At 40.3% G+C, this 15,474-nt stretch carries 11 protein-coding genes and 1 pseudogene; 7 read left to right on the top strand and 5 right to left on the bottom strand.

Annotated elements, in window-relative coordinates:
- Nucleotides 1-834 precede the first annotated feature (834 nt).
- The 3 genes from purL to ACP7BU_RS03025 all read left to right on the top strand — a co-directional run bounded on the left by purL (nt 835) and on the right by ACP7BU_RS03025 (nt 5,944).
- Entirely contained in the window at nt 835-4,668 is a 3,834-nt protein-coding gene (gene purL / locus ACP7BU_RS03035; protein WP_005252422.1) for a phosphoribosylformylglycinamidine synthase, read from the top strand.
- 120 nt (nt 4,669-4,788) lie between these two features.
- Nucleotides 4,789-5,532, top strand: a complete 744-nt coding sequence (locus tag ACP7BU_RS03030) for an abortive infection family protein (RefSeq protein ID WP_005097594.1) — start codon at nt 4,789-4,791, stop codon at nt 5,530-5,532.
- A 286-nt stretch (nt 5,533-5,818) separates the two neighbouring features.
- Nucleotides 5,819-5,944, top strand: coding sequence for a KGW motif small protein (locus ACP7BU_RS03025; RefSeq protein WP_004645654.1), 126 nt, complete (start codon nt 5,819-5,821; stop codon nt 5,942-5,944).
- A gap of 42 nt (nt 5,945-5,986) precedes the next feature.
- Here ACP7BU_RS03025 and ACP7BU_RS03020 read toward each other — a convergent pair whose 3' ends face one another.
- Complete coding sequence (locus ACP7BU_RS03020) at nt 5,987-7,729, bottom strand: FAD-dependent oxidoreductase (protein ID WP_425878898.1); 1,743 nt, start codon at nt 7,727-7,729, stop codon at nt 5,987-5,989.
- Nucleotides 7,730-7,899: 170 nt separating this feature from the next.
- Between ACP7BU_RS03020 and ACP7BU_RS03015 the strand changes: the two genes are divergently transcribed.
- The 3 genes from ACP7BU_RS03015 (at nt 7,900) to ACP7BU_RS03005 (ending at nt 10,720) form a co-directional block, all read left to right on the top strand.
- Nucleotides 7,900-8,781 (top strand): LysR substrate-binding domain-containing protein, encoded by an 882-nt coding sequence (locus ACP7BU_RS03015; protein ID WP_425878900.1) that lies wholly within the window; start codon nt 7,900-7,902, stop codon nt 8,779-8,781.
- A 17-nt stretch (nt 8,782-8,798) separates the two neighbouring features.
- Nucleotides 8,799-9,116, top strand: coding sequence for an NGG1p interacting factor NIF3 (locus tag ACP7BU_RS03010; RefSeq protein WP_425878902.1), 318 nt, complete (start codon nt 8,799-8,801; stop codon nt 9,114-9,116).
- 140 nt (nt 9,117-9,256) lie between these two features.
- On the top strand, nt 9,257-10,720 hold the full coding sequence (locus ACP7BU_RS03005; RefSeq protein WP_425878904.1) for a carotenoid oxygenase family protein: 1,464 nt from the start codon (nt 9,257-9,259) through the stop codon (nt 10,718-10,720).
- Between the two features lie 84 nt (nt 10,721-10,804).
- Here the strand turns inward: ACP7BU_RS03005 and ACP7BU_RS03000 are convergent.
- From ACP7BU_RS03000 to ACP7BU_RS02985, 4 genes and pseudogenes are all read right to left on the bottom strand, one after another.
- Nucleotides 10,805-11,413: pseudogene (locus tag ACP7BU_RS03000) on the bottom strand (hypothetical protein).
- Nucleotides 11,414-11,698: 285 nt separating this feature from the next.
- Nucleotides 11,699-12,169, bottom strand: a complete 471-nt coding sequence (locus ACP7BU_RS02995; RefSeq protein ID WP_085064150.1) for a MarR family winged helix-turn-helix transcriptional regulator — start codon at nt 12,167-12,169, stop codon at nt 11,699-11,701.
- Between the two features lie 963 nt (nt 12,170-13,132).
- Nucleotides 13,133-13,927, bottom strand: coding sequence for a nitroreductase family protein (locus ACP7BU_RS02990; RefSeq protein ID WP_005106427.1), 795 nt, complete (start codon nt 13,925-13,927; stop codon nt 13,133-13,135).
- A 71-nt stretch (nt 13,928-13,998) separates the two neighbouring features.
- Nucleotides 13,999-14,799, bottom strand: coding sequence for an enoyl-CoA hydratase-related protein (locus tag ACP7BU_RS02985; RefSeq protein ID WP_004731699.1), 801 nt, complete (start codon nt 14,797-14,799; stop codon nt 13,999-14,001).
- A 103-nt stretch (nt 14,800-14,902) separates the two neighbouring features.
- On the opposite strand from ACP7BU_RS02985, the gene ACP7BU_RS02980 reads away from it, so the two are divergent.
- On the top strand, nt 14,903-15,472 hold the full coding sequence (locus ACP7BU_RS02980) for a nicotinate-nicotinamide nucleotide adenylyltransferase (RefSeq protein ID WP_425878907.1): 570 nt from the start codon (nt 14,903-14,905) through the stop codon (nt 15,470-15,472).
- Nucleotides 15,473-15,474: the final 2 nt, after the last annotated feature.

Genomic DNA, 15,474 nt, shown 5'->3' with positions numbered 1-15,474 from the left:
CCTCATAAATATAAGTGGTATTTTGCTATTTATATTGTGTTTTTTACGCATAATAGAGCTCATGAATAAATGATGAAATTTCAAAATATTGGATATGGTGGGGGATTTTGTCGATATATTTTTTGGTCTTTTAGATGAGTAAATTTCGCTTAATTATGATCTGAGAAGATAAAAATCAAATATAAAAAAATAAAAGGCCCAAATAAGAAACTTTATTTTTATTCTTTTAGAAGTTGAGAATGGATGTCCGGTTTTTCCCCCGCAGATGATGTCAGATTAAAATACCACTCAGTATTAATTATTCTTTCATAGAGGGGAGTAATTTGCCTCTGTTACTGTAATGGCGGAGATCAGCGGAGAACTGTTCCTTGTAGTACAGAAAACGGCAGAAGACCTTTAACCAGTTTTCTAATCTTAGAAGTCAAAGTTAAGAGTCAATCAAAAGAATCAAAAACAGTCTGCAAAAAATACGACTTCATTAAATCTTGTAATCAAGTATTTCATTTTGGCCTAAATAGGAATTTTGGCAGGTCATGACAATAAAACCTGAATTTGATTTTGTCCCGATTGTTGTTGAAAAATAATACAATTTTTATGCAGAAAATTATTCTGAAGCGGTTTTGATTTTTCTTGAAAAAAATGTGTTAACCTGTGCGACTACATTCAATTTTCCTGACTGAAAATAAACGAAATATTTTAAAAGTCCAGGATATTTCAGACGTAGTTTTCTGATTTGGCATCTAGCCGATTTCCTTATTTCACAGTAGAATATGCGCTCTCTCAAGTCACATTGTGGCATGGTTGTTCAGACCATCCCGTGGAGCCAAAATCAGCATGTTTATCGTTGCCGGTGCACCCGCACATTCTTCTTTTAAGAAAACTCAACTATTATCGCGTTTGACGTCAATTAGTTCTGTTCAATCAATTGAAAGTCAATGGGTCTACCTCTTTGACCAAGCGCTCAGCGAGCAACAACAGCAATCAGCTTTACAGCTTCTCAACGATGGTCAATCTTTTGAATTGCACCAGGCTGCAAGTGATGAAATCCAGATTTTAGTCACACCGCGCGTCGGAACCATCTCTCCTTGGTCCTCTAAAGCGACGGACATTTTCAAAAACTGTAATACGCCGGTTCATCGACTTGAACGCGGCGTTTTATTTACTTTGAAGGGCGTAAAAGAGCTTTCTAAAGAAGCATTGCAAGTACTTCACGACCGTATGACCGAAAGCGTATTCAATGCGATTGAAGATGCTGCGGTATTATTTGTGGAAACTGCGCCAAAACCACTGAACTCGATTGATATTCTGGGTGAAGGTAAAGAAGCACTGGTAAAAGCCAATAATGAATTTGGTTTTGCATTATCAATGGACGAAATTGATTACCTGACTGAGGCTTTCATCAAGCTAGGTCGTAATCCGAATGACATCGAACTGATGATGTTTGCGCAAGCCAACTCTGAGCATTGCCGTCATAAAATTTTTGGTTCGGAATGGACGATTGATGGTGAAGTTCAGCCATTGTCGTTGTTCCAGATGATCAAGAACACCTATAAAGAATCACCGACAGATGTATTGTCGGCTTATAAAGACAACGCTTCAGTGATTGTTGGTTCGGATACCCAGCGTTTTTATCCAACCCAAGAAGACAACGGCCATCAGGTTTATAAATACAAGAGCCAAGCTGCTCACATCCTGATGAAAGTGGAAACCCACAACCACCCAACAGCAATTGCACCATTTGCCGGTGCAGCGACAGGTTCAGGCGGTGAAATCCGTGACGAGGGTGCGACCGGTCGTGGTGGTAAGCCTAAAGCAGGTTTAACCGGCTTCACGGTATCTAACCTGAATATTCCGGGCTTTGAACAGCCTTGGGAAGAAAACTACGGCAAACCATCGCGTATGGCATCGCCGTTACAAATCATGATTGAAGGCCCGCTTGGTGGTGCTGCGTTTAACAACGAATTTGGTCGTCCAGCTTTAAACGGTTACTTCCGTACCTTTGAACAAAACGTGAATGGCGATGTTAAAGGTTTCCATAAGCCAATCATGATCGCTGGTGGTTACGGAAATATCCGTCCAGATCACGTTGAAAAAGATCCGATCTTACCGGGCGATTTGCTGATCGTACTCGGTGGTCCAGCCATGCTGATCGGTCTTGGTGGTGGTGCTGCATCTTCTGTAGATAGCGGTAAATTGGGCGAGAACCTTGATTTTGCTTCGGTACAACGTGAAAACCCGGAAATGGAACGCCGTTGCCAAGAGGTGATCGATACTTGCTGGCGCATGGAAGACCATAACCCAATCGTGTCGGTACATGATGTAGGTGCGGGTGGTGTATCAAATGCCATGCCTGAACTGGTGAATGATCACGAGTTAGGTGCAGTGCTGGATCTTCGTAAGATTCCATCTTTAGAACCTGGCATGTCGCCAATGGAGATCTGGTCAAACGAAGCGCAAGAACGTTATGTATTGGCGATTCGTCCATCTTCTTTAGAATTATTTGAGTCAATCTGTGCGCGTGAACGTTGTCCGTTTGCAGTACTGGGTGAGGCGACTGAAGCACGTCACTTAACCGTTGAAGATCCATTGTTCGGCAACAAACCGGTGGATATGCCAATGCAGGTGATGCTTGGCGGTACTCCGCGTATGAGCCGTTCCTATGAAACGATTGAACGTAAAGGCGATGATTTTGACGCGGCTAAAGTTACGGATTTAAAAGATGCGATTTATCGCGTTCTGAAAAACCCGACAGTGGCTTCTAAATCATTCCTGATCAGTATTGGTGACCGTTCGATTACCGGTATGGTCGCGCGTGACCAGATGGTGGGTCGCTGGCAGGTTCCTGTCGCGGATGCTGCAGTAACAACTACAAGTCTTGTCGGTTACACCGGTGAAGCAATGGCAATGGGTGAACGTCCTCCAGTAGCGTTGTTGAATCCTGCTGCATCAGCACGTTTATCTGTGGCTGAATCGATCTCTAACATCATGTCTGCGAAGATTGAAAAAATCAGCGACATCAAATTGTCTGCAAACTGGATGGCTGCTGCGGGTCAACCTGGCGAAGACCAGGCATTGTTCGAAGGCGTGAAAGCTATCGGTATGGAAATGTGTCCTGCACTCGGTATCGCGATTCCGGTCGGTAAAGACTCATTGTCTATGCGTACCACCTGGAATGACGAAGGTGAAGACAAGTCTGTGACTTCTCCAATGTCAGGTGTGATCACTGCATTTGCACCAGTGACTGATGTACGTCAAACATTGACTCCTGAATTAAAAGATCTTGAATCTGTACTGGTTCGTATTGATCTGTCTAAAGGTCAGTTCCGTCTAGGTGGTTCGATTCTGGCGCAGGTGTATAAAGCAATCGGTTCAGTGACGCCTGATGTCGACAGTTTCGATGACTTCAAAGCATTTTTCGCATTGGTTCAAGACTGGAACAACCGTGGCTTAATCAAAGCGTATCATGACATCGGTGATGGTGGTTTATTGGCAACTGTTGCAGAAATGATGTTCGCTTCACGTCTTGGTGTCGCACTTGAAGATCAATCTGTTGCTTCATTGTTCGCTGAAGAAATTGGTGCAGTGCTGCAAATCTCGAAAGCAGATTGGGAAGCACTACAAGCTGAAGTTGCAGCCTCTACGCTTAAAGATGCAATTGCAGTGGTGGGTACTGTAAATAATTCTGATCAGTTATCTGTAAATGGTTTGGTACTTGAACGTGCTGATCTGCAAGTGGCATGGACTGAAGTTTCTCATCAAATCCAGCGCCTACGTGACAACGTACAAACTGCAGATCAGGAATTTGCCTTAATTACCGATAAAGCACACAAAGGTATTATCGCCCAACCAACATTCGATTTGAATGAAGTGATTGAAGCACCTTTCATTAACTTGCGTCGTCCAAATATGGCAATTCTGCGTGAGCAGGGTGTGAATGGTCATATTGAAATGGCGGCAGCTTTCGACAAAGTCGGTTTCAATACCGTTGACGTCCACATGAGTGACTTGCTGGCAGGTCGTATCAGCCTGGATGATTTCGAAGGTTTGGTAACGTGTGGTGGCTTCTCGTATGGTGACGTGATGGGCGCTGGTGGGGGCTGGGCGAAATCCGTATTGTTCAATGCTAAATTGCGTGACCAGTTTGAGAAATTCTTCAACCGTCAAGAAACCTTCTCGCTCGGTATCTGTAATGGTTGTCAAATGTTGTCTCAATTGGCTCCATTAATTCCGGGTGCGGATGCTTGGCCACGTTTCCATCGCAATACGTCTGAAGTATTTGAAGCGCGAGCAGTGAACGTTCGTGTGGAAAAATCGAATTCAGTATTGTTACAAGACATGCAAGGTTCGATTCTGCCGATCGCTGTGGCGCATGGTGAAGGTCGTGCAGTTGCAACGGCGGAAAACTTTGCTGCACTGAATGCATCGAATCAGGTGGTTCTACGTTATGTCGACAGCCATGGCAATGCAACTGAACAATATCCGTTGAACCCGAATGGTTCACCGGAAGGTATTACCGGTGTAACCTCTCAGGATGGCCGTGCAACGATTATGATGCCGCACCCTGAACGTAACTTCCGCGCGCTCCAGCATTCCTGGAAACCAGAAGACTGGGATCAAGACGGTGCTTGGTTACGTATGTTCCGTAATGCACGTAAATTTATTGGCTAATTGATATAATCAAGAATTAAAAAAGCCCCGAAAGGGGCTTTTTTAATAAGCAAATTATAGATTTATAGGTGATTAGATATAGAATTGAAAAAGATTAAAAAATGAATAAAGAGTCCTCAAATGTCCGATTTAATTGAAAAAGTTTTACTTTTACAAGAATTGCTAATAGCTAGAGCTACTGATACTTATGAAAAAGGTTCTTCAGAGGCATTTATGCAGCTTAGACAAGAGTTACTGACATTTAAAAACTTTTATGAATATATTCCATTTTTTATTAAAGACACACGCACATTAGATGAATTTGAAGCTAGGATTAAGTGGGATTTTGAATCTTACGCTGAACGTGAAAATTATATTTATTCGGAATTTAAAGAATTCTTTAATGTATTAGAAAGTCTAGATGTTCCTCCATTGGATCAGGTAGTACAGTTGAAGATTGCTGAATTAAGCTCGGATTATATACATCAAATATGGCAGAAAGCATTAGAGCGAAGAAGTACAGATCCCGAAGGTGCGATTACATTAGCTCGAACACTTTTAGAATCGACCTGCAAATATATTCTTGATGAATACGAAGTCGGTTATGGCAATGCTCCAGATATAAATCAACTGTATAGATTGGTGAGTAAAGAATTAAACCTTGCTCCATCTCAACATACGGAGCAGACTTTCAAACAAATTCTCGGAGGATGTAGTTCCATCATTGAAGGTTTAGGATCATTGAGAAATAAAGTGGGTGATGCTCATGGGCAAGGTAAAATAAACTTTAAACCTTCTCCAAGACATGCAGAATTAGCAGTGAATTTGGCTGGTACAATGTCCGTGTTTTTATTCTCATCTTGGAAATTAAAACAAGGTGAATGAATTTTTTATTATAAATATTGTTTTTAAATAGTATGTTAATTTTACTGTATGGAAAAATTAAAATAAATTCACTAACATAGGATTATTCAACCACCAATTTGGTGGATTTTTGCTTTTTAAGCATTCTGATTTTTTAATTTTTTTTCTTCCTGCTGAGTTGGTTTAGATTTTGCTTTTATATTGTATATAAAGTGCTATGGTATGTTTTATGCACAACTTTATTGCACTATAAAAGAAAGATGGAATAGATCGGTTCAGTATCAATTCTCAAAGATGAGGTGATGACATGGCTAAAACACTTAGAATAATGGATAAGGCGGCAATGCGTCAGAAAGGCTGGATGTTGTTTTGTATTGTTGTAGGACTACAAATATTGTTCGTTGTGGGCAGTTACTTGCTGCAGGGTTCTTGATCATCAGCTTTAAGAAAGCCACCATTAAGGTGGCTTTATAATTTAAATAACCAATTGAACCTGCTTCAATACCGCCTTTAACGTATTTTCATAATCAAAAGCTTTATTGGTACTGTCCTGATAACGCCAAGCCACATAACCATCCGGACAAACCAGTACTGCACCAGATTCATGAATTTCAGACTTGGCATTCCAGGTTCCATACACATCACGATAGTCACGTGAACCAATCTGAGTCACATCCAGATATGGCAAATCCAATGCTTCTGCCGCCTGTTTCCAGCCTTTACCGGATAAACCTGTGAGCAGGGTAAAACGACCTTTACCCGTAATATCCAGTGTCGACTGCTTTTGACCTTTGGCATTGATCAGCCAAGTATGCGGAACTTTAGCGCCTGGGCGAGTGGTTGCCTGTAAATAAAGCTGCTCATCTTTTTCAAAAATCTCAGGCTCGGATTCTGCAATCACCGTATTGGAGCTATATCGCTGGTTCAGTTCTACACCTTGTGCATTAAATTCGAAGTTTTTAATTTCCAAAGCTTCAAATAGTTTTTGACGGATTTCAGCACCTTGCTCATCTTCCGCAAAGATACGTTCCAGCATTTGCTTCTGAGTCGTCACACCTTGATCAAAACCAAAGACTTCTTTCAGGTATTTATAATCAAAACGTGACTGGTTCGCACGCGCTACAATCTGCTTGCCGACCGGTGCACGCTCGGTGGTATAGGAATCCAGCAGGGAAGGTGCAGCCCAGCCTTTTACCGCGTATGCCAGTTTCCAGCCTAGATTAAAGGCATCCTGCATGCAGGTATTTGAACCTAGGCCACTCGATGGTGGATGACGGTGTACTGCATCACCACCACATAACACTCGACCTTTAGAATATTCAGTGGCCCAGGTCTGGTTCACATACCAGTACGATAATTTCTGGATTTCAACTTCTTCGACTTCAGTACCAACAAAAGCATTCAGGCGGGCACGGACCTGTTCTTCAGTCACTTGTGGTTCGCCTTTGGAAATGTCAAAGCCCCAACCCATGATCCATTCATTCCATGGCGTAATGGCACGTAACAATCCCATACCGAGATCGCCAAAGCTGGCTTCAGGATTCACGATCCATTGCAGAATCGCAGGACGGTGCTGAACGTATTGAGAAAGATCAGCTTTAAAGGTCACATAGACGGTACCGGCACGTGCCATCACGCCTTCCAGTGGCAAGCCGAGCTGTTCCAATGCACGAGATTTAGCACCATCCATACCCACCAGATATTTTGCTCTTAAGCTAAATTCAGTATTGGTAATGCGGTTCAGGAAAGTAGCAGTCACGCCATCTTCGTCCTGCACATGTGACAGGTATTCAGTATTGAAGTTATAAATTGCACCACGTTCACCGGCATTTTTCACCAGTAAAGCTTCCATTTTTGGCTGAATCAGATCGACTAATGGACATGGACTGCCTTGGATATAGTCACCATGACGTTCATCACCGGTACCCCATGCACTTAAACGGGCGATTTCTTCGCCGACCAGACTGGTGGTAATCAGGCTTTCACCCATCTGTTCCCATGGTGTTGCAATCTCTTTAACCTGTTCTTCAATACCTAAATCACGTAATACTTCCATGGCACGTTGATTGGTAATATGGGCACGTGGACTATTGGCCAGCCAGCTAAACTGGGTAAACAGTTGTACCTTGATGCCATAATTGGCTAAGGTCAGACCTAATGTTGAACCTGCAGGACCGGTACCAATGATCAGAACATCAGTGTCATAGTGTTGTGTCATACAAGACTCCATGTATATGCGTGAAGAACAAGCTATCTATATGATCAGGCAGTCTAGTAAAACAGGATCTGTTGATATAGCGATATTCATATAAACTATCGACCTATTCTTATTTGCAATACGTGGGTCATAATCTTAAGATGCTGACCTGATCAGAAACCGGGCAGGCTATGGAACTTCGACATTTACGCTATTTTATCACCGTGGCGCAGCAACAAAGTTTTACCAAGGCCGCCGAAAAGCTGTTTACTGCCCAGCCGTCATTAAGCCAGCAAATTAAGGATCTGGAACAGGAAGTAGGCGTTGTCCTGTTTGATCGTTCATCCAGAAAAGTCAAACTCACCGATGAAGGACGGGCTTTTCAGGTCTATGCCGAAAAAGCACTGGAAAATGCCAAGCTGGCGGTGGCAGCAGCACGTCAGGTTGCACAGCAGAAAAATAACCAGATTCATATTGGCTTTTTAAACGTGGCAGAAATCAAAGTGATGCCTCAGATTCTGGCCCAGCTTAAAAAAACCATGCCGGACTTGAAAATACATCTGCATAGCCTGACCTGTATGGAACAGATTCAGCGGCTAAAAAATGCTGAACTGGATTTATGTATTACCCGTTTTCATCTCGATCATCCAGATTTTGACAATATTCATTTATTAACCGAGCAAATTTATCTGGTTGCCGCTCAGCATTTACATCCTACAGATCGAATCCTGAAATTACAGGAACTGAAAAATCACAATATGATTATGTGTGAGCAGAATGCAACACCCGTGTTTTATGAAAAGCTGGATCAGCTGCTTGATATTGATCAGCTCGAACATGAACAGCTACTGTGGGTGACCAATGTATTGCAACACATCAATCTGACCAATATGGGAATGGGTTTTAGTTTTACTCCTGAGTATTTACTGAGATTTTTGAATGATCATGTGAAAATCATCCAGACGGATCAGGTGCTCCCAAAACTAGGCTTGTATGCAACATTTAACAAGAATTCTCAAAATCCTGCATTGAAGATAATTACCCAAGCCCTTAAAAATACAATAAATATCTGAATTTCAGGAAGGAATATATGTTAAAGCTGATTTATTACGTACCGGACGAAAATCTGGAAGACACTAAAAATGCAGTGTTTGCAACAGGAGCGGGTGGCATTGGTGAGTATACGAACTGCGCCTGGCAGGTTTTGGGAACTGGACAGTTTAAGCCGCAAGAAGGTGCAGATCCTCATATTGGTGAAGTCGGTCAACTGGAGCAGGTAGAAGAATGGCGGGTAGAAATTCTGGTGCCAGATGAAAAGGCAGTCGAGGTCGCTAAAGCCTTAAAAGAAAGCCATCCTTATGAAGAGCCAGCTTTTGAGTTTATTCAACTTCTGGATATCAAAGTCTAAAATTATAAAATTGATGCTCTGCTGCGGCGCGTTTGACTTGGCGCGCCGTTAGTCTAGATTCAGAAACCATCCAACCTGTTTTTGTTATTATCATCTCTGCCAGAATAATCCAAAGAAAAAATATAATAAGGAAAATAACAATGCCGTGGCCAAAACCGCTGAGCAGCGTGCTTAAGAATACTCTCAGCAAATCTATCCAGTACGGTACAGAAATCCTGCATCAGCGCATTCCATATTCACCGGATAATCCCTATCTGGAAGGTATATTTGCACCAGAGCGGCAGGAACACTTTTCCACAAATTTAAAGGTTGAAGGGCAAATTCCTGCAGAACTGGATGGCGCATTAATGCGGATTGGTCCAAATCCTATTAATGTTAAAAACCCACGCAACTATCACTGGTTTACGGGCGATGGTATGTTGCATGCGCTCAGACTGAAGGGTGGTGAGGCACATTGGTATAAAAGCAGTTATATCGGTTCTGCCAGTGTGCAGAAAAAACTTCATCGACCACAAATTCCCGGTAAAACGCGAGGTGTCGCGGATGCAGTCAATACCAATGTCATCCACTTTGCCGGAAAAATCTGGGCACTGGTAGAAGCGGGTGCATATCCAGTTGAGTTGAATGCTGCACTGGAGTCAAAACGACATCATTTATTTGAAGATGATCAGGATTTTCCATTTACTGCCCATCCGCATATTGATCCTGAAACGGGCGATATTCATGCGATTTGTTATGATGCTTTAAGTCAGAACAAAGTTTTTTATTTGCAGATAGATTCAAAAGGTAAGTTGAAACATTATGTCGACATTCCAGTGAAACATGGTCCGATGATTCATGATTGTGCCATTACCAGATCTCATGTGCTGATTCTGGACCTGAATGTAAACTTTTCTGTACGCAGTGCTTTAAAGGGTTCAATGTTGCCATATCAATGGAATCCAAAACGGCAGGCACGCATGGGTATATTGCCTTTTGACGGTAAGGCAATTGATATTCGCTGGTATGAGATTGATCCCTGTTTTATTTTTCATACCGTGAATGCTTATGAGCTGGATTCTGGTGATGTGGTTATGGATGTGGTGGTGCACTCCAAAGCCTTGGTCAGTTCGATTCAGGGACCGATTGAAGATCAGGATATTCGGCTGGAGCGGTTCATTTTTGAACACGGCACTGGAAAAGTGGCTCGGACGATATTATCCGAGATGAAACAGGAATTCCCACAGATTAATGAAGCTTATACCGGACGGCCTTATCGCTATGTCTACACTATTTCCTTTGGCGAGTTTGATGATCCTTTTCATGTCAGCAGCAATACTCTTTTGAGCCATGATGTGGAAACTGGCAATTCAGAAAGCTATTCTTTTGGAGAAAACTGGGTAACAGGAGAGGTGATATTCGTCGCACGGGAAGGGGCGCAAGCTGAAAATGATGGCTGGCTCATGTCTTATGTTCATGCTCTAGATGGATGCCCATCCAAAGTGGTGATTCTGGATGCACAGCAGATGACGACAGGACCGATTGCAACCATTCATTTACCGGTTCGTGTACCCGTCGGGTTTCATTGTAACTGGGTTGATTATCGGAAATTGAGAACAATATGAGCTTGAGTTAGGTATATATAGCTATCTATATAAGTAGAAACCTCTGAAATCAAACGGACTTTATCATAGGCTTACAATTGAAATTCAATTCCAGAATTCTTGATATTTTGAGACCCAATACAATTTGGTTTTTATGTCGTAGCTACCATCGGGATTCAGGGAAATGAGGTAATGAATCTCTTTACCTTGACTACGGTTGCCTTTACCTTCAGAAACTTGGTACTTATATTTTTCTACTTCTTGAGGAAGAGTTAGTACAATACGGTTCCATGCTGTGGCTGGGATTTTTGCTACACCTTCCTGTTGCGCTGCCATTATAGCGAGTCTTTTTTTTGCTGCCTCTTCTCCTTGAGCATAACGTAGTTCTTCAGGAACACCATATCCTTTTTTTATTTGCTCTTCATAAGTCAACCAAGGGGCATATTCAATAATAATTTGTTCAGGCACATAACCTTCAGGAGATACTTTACAAGTGTTATCTGTAGTTAAATATTTAGTTTTTCTTTTTACAGGCATATTTCCATCGCTATCATAAAAATTACGACACAATGGCTAATTGTTTTTAAAAACAAAGTTATGCTCAAAGTCGGATGGCCCTACAACAAAAGTGATACTATTCTTCATAAGCGGTGCCGTTGCTTGACAGCCAGTTAATAAGCAGATAACACAGATTACTAGATATTTTATTTTCATTAGTTTGCTCCTAGGTTTAAATCTAGATTAAATTTTAATGCTGTTCCGTAATTGGCTTTGATCTAGTTAAAATAATTTATGATTTGAATTAATTTTTTAAATGTTGTTATTATATAAATATTAATTAAACAGATGATTATTTTTTTTAATTATAAAAGATATCTATTATTTTAAATAGATATCTTTTATGCGAATTATTATAATATTATTTCCTGAAATTTAAAAAATATAATTTCCCCTGATTTTAACTCAATTTTTATATACTTTAATTTCCCTTTAATTCAACTAATGCGAAGGAGCTAGATTGCGGAAAATATGCTTAAGACTGTGTAGCATTTTTTCAATTTGCAACGGTGTTAAACCATCGAAAGATTGCTCTAGTACAACAACGCTAAGATCATTAATCTTTTTAATCATTTGCTGACCTTTTTCGGTTAATAATACTCGGGTAATTCGTGCATCATCCTCACAGGAATAAGTATGTACTAATCCCTCATCTTTTAGGCGATAGATGATTTTAGTAGTGGTCGACATCTTATAAATCAACATGTCAGATAAATCAGAAATACTCGCTCTATTTTTAAATTTTAATGCCAGCAAAATACGTCTGCGAGAATTGTCTAAACCGTATTTCTTTAAGGCATAGTCAACATTTTGCACATATTGGGTATGCACTTGACTAATCCAATGATAGGGTGAATCTTCTAAATTAAAATCTGTAGGAATGGATAAAAATTTACTGTACTTTTTTGTCATGGCCTCAACTCTTCTATATGTTAGGGTCTTTTTAATTTGTTTAAAAAATGCATTTTATTTCAAAATATTTACTATCCTATTATAAGGTTATGAATCTTATCTTCAGTACGTCTTCACCTCCTATTTAACTTCTTTTTAAGACGAACCCTCTAATTCTTTTTTGCTTCTTCGAGCCTCTTTTTATAAAAGAACTAGAGAGCCAAAATTTCAGTCACATTTTTTTTTATTTATCTATTGTTATTATGCGAACTGATTAAATCATCTTAATGATTAAATGATCCATCACAAAAAATACCATTTTCAATTAAGAAATACTTAAATATTTGTTCCGGTTAGCATTTTTTTATTTCGGAAAATTCATCTTTCTTTTTGCCTTAACTTTAATTCATTAAGCTTAAGATAGTTTTGTAAGTCTTTTTAAAGCATATTAAGATATTGTTTTATATTGATATTTAATATTTTAATTTTTTTATACTTTAAAAGTATAAAAATTATCTTCATGAAAAATAGAAGAAAAATAAACTATCTTTTAGATTCCGCAATAGACATTTTGTGTGATTGTGTAAAATTTTTTTAAACTTTTTAGTTCAGCTTAATTCTCGATTAAAAAGAAATTTAACTAGAGAAATCACTAAATTGGATCTTGAACTCAAAACTTATAATCAAAAAATTAATGGAAGAAGAATCGGAATTGTGCATGTATTTGGTAGTGTGAAAGCTTTCAAAATATTTACTGAGCACGAGCAGAATAATGGGAAAAGACCCGATTTAAGATTTAATTTCTGGCATCTAAAATTTGTAACTTAGTAAAAAACAACTTATGAAAGGGCGTTAATAAAAAATATGAAATTTCCCTTAAGATTTATCTTATATAGTTTTTAGCGAATAAAAAGTGAATGATGTGACATCCATGTCACAAGATATCTACCAGATTTAAGCTATTTAATTTCTAAGATGAGAAGCTTAAATCTTCTGAATAAACAGCTCACGATCAAAACGGTACTGAGGGAAGAATACTCCATCTTCGGCACGTTCACCTGCACCAATTACCATGACCGGATACTGTTCATCATTTAATTTCAGAATTTCACGAACCATCGGCTCATCAAAACCTTCCATCATACAGCTATCAAAACCATAAGCACGTAAAGCTAAGACCAGATTTTCACAAGCAAGTGCCGTTGTTTTGGTCGCCCACAGTTTCGCATCAGCCGGGCTGAAAGCAGACACTGGCATTTGTTTATCCAATGTACGGGCAACTTTGAAAGCCACTTTCTTAAAGTTACCAAAAGCATTCAGATAACCAGTCTTATAGTTGTAAGGAATATATTTATAGTATTTCTTAATTGCAGGCGGTGCTTCAGGAAATGGAAATTCATTCACATTACGTTTCGCCATTTCATCGATACGGTCGGTACGTGCGATACAGACAATTAGCTCAGAAGCTGTTTTGGCTGCCAGTTGACTCATACAGGCTTTTACCAAACGCTTTTTCTTGCCCGGATTTTGTACCACATAAAAAGTCCAAGGCTGTAAGTTCGACGAATTCGGTGCCAACAACGACAAATCCAGACAGGCATCCAGAACTTCAACGGGAATTGGCTTTTTGGTAAATTTACGCACCGAACGTCGGCTTTCAATCACCTTACGAAAATTATCGACATCTATATCTTGAGGTGCAGGTTCGTAATAACGTTTCTTTTCTGGATTTGAACTATCTGTTGTTTGGGAAGAGGTTTGGGAGTCTTGATTTGGCATACTTCAGATTCTTGGAAAAATAAAAGATTGAGGCAGTCTAAACCACCTCATTGAACTCATAAGTTTGAAAATTAGTTGAATTGTGTGAAATCAGGTTTCCGTTTTTGCATAAAGGCTTGAACCGCTTCCAGCATTTCTGGCGAGCCGACACGCTGCATGAAAATTTCTGCTTCATGGTCAATCCATTCTACAATTTCATTCACATTGTGTTTCATCAAGGCTTTGGATTGCACCAGTGATGCCAATGGCAGGGCAGAGAGCTGGGCAGCTTGTGCTGCTGCTTTAGTGTAAACATCTTCTTCAATGCTATTCACCAGACCTGCATCGAGTGCTTTTTCGCTATTGAATTTTTGCGCAGTCAGCAATAATTCAGCTGCTTTATGATAACCCGCTTGCTGAATCAACAGCTTACTTGAAGCGCCTTCAGGCGATAAACCCAGACTGACGAATGGAATCTGGAACAGGGCAGTATTGTCACTATAGACCAGATCACAATGCAGTAAGATCGTCACGCCAATGCCGATCGCAACACCACGCACCGCAGCAATCAAAGGCTTGGAAAATTTTGCGGCAGATTTCAGTAAAACAAACGGCGGGCCTTCAGCAGCGGGTGCTTGACCTTTCTTCGCAGCAGATTTCATAAAATCCTGCATATCATTGCCCGCACTAAAGTCTGCATCCTGACCACGCAATACAACTACACGAACTTCAGGCGCCTGATCTGCTTCATCTAAGGCTTTCGCAATCCATAAATAAAGCTCGCTATATAACGCATTTTTCGCTTCCGGGCGATTGATGGCTAAAGTGAGTACACCATGTTCTAAATTCGCATTCAAATGCTCATGAGGTTGTTGAATACAGCTCAGTGTCATCGTACTATCCTTGCTTTAAAACTTAATTTGATTTTATGGGAATGATTATGTCGCATATTTATTGGGACAGCACAACTCATGAGTCATAAAAAACTGATCCCTTATGAACTATACATTTGATTATCTGGTTTTCATTGGCCGCTTTCAGCCTTTTCATCTGGCACACATGCAAACGATTAACATTGCCCTGCAGCACAGTCAGAATGTGATTTTAGCGCTTGGTTCTGCACAAAATGAACGCAATATCAAGAATCCATTTTTGGCTTCGGAGCGTGAAGCCATGATCCTGTCAAATTTCAGTCCTGAAGATCGAGCTCGGATCAAATTTGTAGAAGTCATAGATGTTTATAATGATGAAAAATGGCAAAAACTGGTGAAATCGCTGGTGAATCAGGTTATTGAACCGGATGCCAAAATCGGACTAATTGGGCATTTTAAAGATGATTCTTCTTATTATTTAAAGTTTTTCCCAGAATGGGAAATGGTCGAACTTGACAGCCTGGAAGATGCCTTATCCGCTACGCCGATGCGTGAAGCTTATTATCGTGGCGAAATTCAACGAGATAAATTTCCACAAGGCACGATTGATTTTCTAGAGAATTTCCAAAAAACCACGACCTATCAGCAACTCAGTGAAAAATTTGCCCAGAATGATAAAACCAATCTGCTTTAAAA

Origin of the sequence: Acinetobacter sp. 40AMC3-4, from assembly GCF_049898185.1 — a bacterium.
Lineage (GTDB): Bacteria > Pseudomonadota > Gammaproteobacteria > Pseudomonadales > Moraxellaceae > Acinetobacter.
Note: the sequence above shows the minus strand (reverse complement) of the source record. Positions and strands in the feature narration are given on the sequence as shown.

Excerpts from the sequence above, each read along its gene's own strand:
- ACP7BU_RS03030 (WP_005097594.1), top strand. The coding sequence starts at position 4,789 with ATGTCCGATTTAATTGAAAAAGTTTTACTTTTACAAGAATTGCTAATA.
- ACP7BU_RS02995 (WP_085064150.1), bottom strand. The coding sequence starts at position 12,169 with ATGACAAAAAAGTACAGTAAATTTTTATCCATTCCTACAGATTTTAAT.
- ACP7BU_RS02985 (WP_004731699.1), bottom strand. The coding sequence starts at position 14,799 with ATGACACTGAGCTGTATTCAACAACCTCATGAGCATTTGAATGCGAAT.
- ACP7BU_RS03010 (WP_425878902.1), top strand. The coding sequence starts at position 8,799 with ATGTTAAAGCTGATTTATTACGTACCGGACGAAAATCTGGAAGACACT.
- ACP7BU_RS02980 (WP_425878907.1), top strand. The coding sequence starts at position 14,903 with ATGAACTATACATTTGATTATCTGGTTTTCATTGGCCGCTTTCAGCCT.
- purL (WP_005252422.1), top strand. The coding sequence starts at position 835 with ATGTTTATCGTTGCCGGTGCACCCGCACATTCTTCTTTTAAGAAAACT.
- ACP7BU_RS03015 (WP_425878900.1), top strand. The coding sequence starts at position 7,900 with ATGGAACTTCGACATTTACGCTATTTTATCACCGTGGCGCAGCAACAA.
- ACP7BU_RS02990 (WP_005106427.1), bottom strand. The coding sequence starts at position 13,927 with ATGCCAAATCAAGACTCCCAAACCTCTTCCCAAACAACAGATAGTTCA.
- ACP7BU_RS03005 (WP_425878904.1), top strand. The coding sequence starts at position 9,257 with ATGCCGTGGCCAAAACCGCTGAGCAGCGTGCTTAAGAATACTCTCAGC.
- ACP7BU_RS03020 (WP_425878898.1), bottom strand. The coding sequence starts at position 7,729 with ATGACACAACACTATGACACTGATGTTCTGATCATTGGTACCGGTCCT.
- ACP7BU_RS03025 (WP_004645654.1), top strand. The coding sequence starts at position 5,819 with ATGGCTAAAACACTTAGAATAATGGATAAGGCGGCAATGCGTCAGAAA.